At 66.9% G+C, this 3,144-nt stretch carries 3 protein-coding genes and 1 pseudogene; 3 read left to right on the top strand and 1 reads right to left on the bottom strand.

Features of this window, described 5'->3' with window-relative positions; genetic code table 11:
• The 3 genes and pseudogenes from KGM94_RS24630 to KGM94_RS24620 form a co-directional block, all read left to right on the top strand.
• Window positions 1-218: pseudogene (locus KGM94_RS24630) on the top strand (protease modulator HflC); the annotation flags it as partial.
• Window positions 219-316: 98 nt separating this feature from the next.
• On the top strand, window positions 317-523 hold the full coding sequence (locus KGM94_RS24625; RefSeq protein WP_300265163.1) for a DUF2065 domain-containing protein: 207 nt from the start codon (window positions 317-319) through the stop codon (window positions 521-523).
• 148 nt (window positions 524-671) lie between these two features.
• Window positions 672-2,168 carry a Do family serine endopeptidase gene (locus tag KGM94_RS24620; protein WP_300265160.1) on the top strand — a complete coding sequence of 499 codons (1,497 nt, stop codon included), beginning with the start codon at window positions 672-674 and terminating at the stop codon, window positions 2,166-2,168.
• 286 nt (window positions 2,169-2,454) lie between these two features.
• Here KGM94_RS24620 and serB read toward each other — a convergent pair.
• Window positions 2,455-3,144 (bottom strand): phosphoserine phosphatase SerB (gene serB, locus KGM94_RS24615; RefSeq protein WP_300265157.1); only part of this gene is annotated, 690 nt, incomplete at its 5' end.

Below are 3,144 nucleotides of genomic sequence, written 5' to 3'. Positions count from 1 at the left end.
GCGCGGGCGATGCCGAGCGCAACCGCCTGTTTGCGGAAGCCTATGGCAAGGATCCCGACTTCTTCGCCTTCTACCGCTCGATGACGGCCTACGAGAATGGCCTGCGCGCAAACGACACCCGCTTCCTGCTGCGTCCGGATTCGGATTTCTTCCGGTATTTCGGTAGCGCGGCCGGCAAGAGCGGGACGGAGACGCAGCCCACGGCGCCGAAGCAGTAAGCGCGGCGATTGCTCTCCTCGACGAAAAAGATCGGGCGGCGCGTGCGCCGTCCTCTATAAGAGACGCAACAACAGCACGCGGGGGAGGTTCCGTTCCGATGAGGTCCATAGCGTTTGCCGACTTCCTCATCGGCTTGGGCATCCTGTTCGTGCTGGAAGGCTTGATGTTCGCGGCGAGCCCCGCCTGGATGCGCAAGGCGATGAAGAGCGCGCTGGCCACCCCCGATCATATCCTGCGGGCGGCCGGCATCGCCTCGGCGGTGGCCGGACTGATCCTGATCTGGGCGATCCGGCGCCACGCCTGACGGCCTTCGACTACGCCAAAGTGAAGCGCAACGGCCGGTTTTTCGCCGCAATATCCGGCTCTTGAAAGCCGTTAACCTCCGCGCTTGCGCCGTCGCCCCGTTCGAGCGCAGTGTGGGACAACCCCCGACTCTCTGGAGACCATCGAACATGACCGCCGCCACCATTGCCTCGACCCGCCTGCGCCTGGGGCTGGCCGCGATCGTCGTCGGCGCCGTCTGCGCCGTCGCCTCGCCCGCCGCCGCGCGCGGGCCGGAGGGCATCGCCGACGTCGCCGAGAAGGTGATCGGCGCGGTCGTCAACATCTCGACCTCGCAGACCGTCGAAGCGAAGGGCGGCGGTAGCCAGACCATGCCGCAGTTGCCGCCCGGCTCGCCCTTCGAGGAGTTCTTCGACGACTTCTTCAAGAACCGCCGCAACCCCAACAGCAAGGGCGGCGAGCGCGGCGAGAACGCGCCGCCGCGCAAGACCAACTCGCTCGGCTCCGGCTTCATCATCGACACCGCGGGCGTCGTCGTGACCAACAATCACGTCATCGCGGATGCCGACGAGATCAACGTCATCCTCAACGACGGCACCAAGGTGAAGGCCGAGCTGGTCGGCGTCGACAAGAAGACCGATCTCGCGGTGTTGAAGTTCAAACCGCCGCGGCCGCTGGTCGCCGTCAAGTTCGGCGACTCCGACAAGCTGCGGCTGGGCGACTGGGTGGTCGCGATCGGCAACCCGTTCAGCTTAGGGGGCACGGTCACGGCCGGCATCGTCTCGGCCAAGAACCGCGACATCTCCTCGGGTCCCTATGACAGCTACATCCAGACCGACGCCGCCATCAACCGCGGCAATTCCGGCGGTCCGCTGTTCAACCTCGAGGGCGAGGTGATCGGCGTCAACACGCTGATCATCTCGCCATCCGGCGGCTCGATCGGCATCGGCTTCGCCGTGCCGTCGAAGACGGTCGCGGGCGTGGTCGACCAGCTCCGCCAGTTCGGCGAACTGCGCCGCGGCTGGTTAGGGGTGCGTATCCAGACCGTCACCGACGAGATCGCCGAGAGCCTCAACATCAAGCCGGCGCGCGGCGCGCTGGTCGCCGGCGTCGACGACAAGGGGCCGGCCAAGCCCGCCGGCATCGAGCCCGGCGACGTCGTGGTCAAGTTCGACGGCAAGGACGTCAAGGACCCGAAGGACCTGTCGCGCGTGGTCGCCGACACCGCGGTCGGCAAGGAGGTCGACGTCGTCGTCATCCGCAAGGGCCAGGAGGAGACCAAGAAGGTCACGCTCGGCCGCCTGCAGGATCCCGACAAGGTGCAGGCGGCGGTGAAGACCGACGAGCCTGCGCCTGAGAAGCCGGTGACGCAGAAGGCGCTCGGGCTCGATCTCGCCGTGCTCAGCAAGGATCTGCGCACGCGCTACAGGATCAAGGACAGCGTCAAGGGCGTGGTCGTCACCGGCGTCGACGCCAGTTCTGACGCCGCCGAGAAGCGGCTTTCCGCCGGCGACGTCATCGTCGAGGTGGCGCAGGAGGCGGTCGCAAGCGGCGCCGACGTCCAGAAGCGGATCGAGCAGCTCAAGAAGGACGGCAAGAAGTCGGTGCTGCTGCTCGTCTCCAACGGCGACGGCGAGCTGCGCTTCGTGGCGCTGAGCGTGCAGTAGCTGCGCGTTTACGTCTCGCAACACGTCGTGGCCGGGCTTGATCCGGGGCGCGTCTCTTCGCCGGCCGGCCCCTGCCGATCACACGCTGCGATGATGGCATTATGCCCTTGATTTGCCCGACGCGTCAAGTCTGATTTCGGAAAATACGTATATGACTGCGGCCGTCATCGGCCACTGTGCATGGGGTTGAACCTCATGTTTTTGTTGTCCGGTCCGAAAGCCGCGTGCCGGACCCCGGCTCGTCATGCCTTGGCGCAGCGGCGCCGAAGCCCCGCAGCGGCCGGGCTCACCCCTCCACGAACTCCTCCCGCCGATAGCCCTGCGCGTAGAGCAGCGCGGTGAGGTCGCCGTGGTCGATGCGGGCGGCGGCGGCGGCCGAGACCGTGGGTTTTGCGTGATAGGCGACGCCGAGGCCCGCGGCCTGGATCATCGCGAGATCGTTGGCGCCGTCGCCGACCACCAGCGTGTCGATGTCGTCGATATCGAAGGACTCCATCAGGTCGACCAGGGTCGCGAGCTTGGCCGCGCGGCCCAGGATCGGCTCCTTCACCTCGCCGGTGAATTTGCCGTCCTGCACGATCAGCTCGTTGGCGCGGTTCTCCTGGAAGCCGATCTGGGCCGCGACCGCGTTGGTGAACGGCGTGAAGCCGCCCGAGACGAGGCAGGTCCAGGCGCCGTGGGCGCGCATGGTCGCGACCAGCTCGCGGCCGCCCGGCGTCAGCGTGATGCGCGTGGCCAGCACCTGGTCGACGATGCCGACCGGCAGGTCCTTCAGCAGCGCGACGCGCTCGCGTAGCGCCGGCTCGAATGCGATCTCGCCGCGCATGGCGCGCTCGGTAATCTCGGCGACATGCGCCTTGAGCCCGGCGAAGTCGGCCAGCTCGTCGATGCATTCCTGGCCGATCATGGTGGAATCCATGTCGGCCAGAAAAAGTTTCTTGCGCCGGTCGATCTGGGATTGCACGACAATGTCGAT

Source organism: Bradyrhizobium sp. (assembly GCF_028868675.1).
GTDB lineage: Bacteria > Pseudomonadota > Alphaproteobacteria > Rhizobiales > Xanthobacteraceae > Bradyrhizobium.
This window is presented reverse-complemented; position numbering and strand designations above follow the sequence as displayed.

Bases quoted from the DNA above. Each gene is read 5' to 3' on its own strand.
- KGM94_RS24625 (WP_300265163.1), top strand. From the start codon at position 317: ATGAGGTCCATAGCGTTTGCCGACTTCCTCATCGGCTTGGGCATCCTG.
- KGM94_RS24620 (WP_300265160.1), top strand. From the start codon at position 672: ATGACCGCCGCCACCATTGCCTCGACCCGCCTGCGCCTGGGGCTGGCC.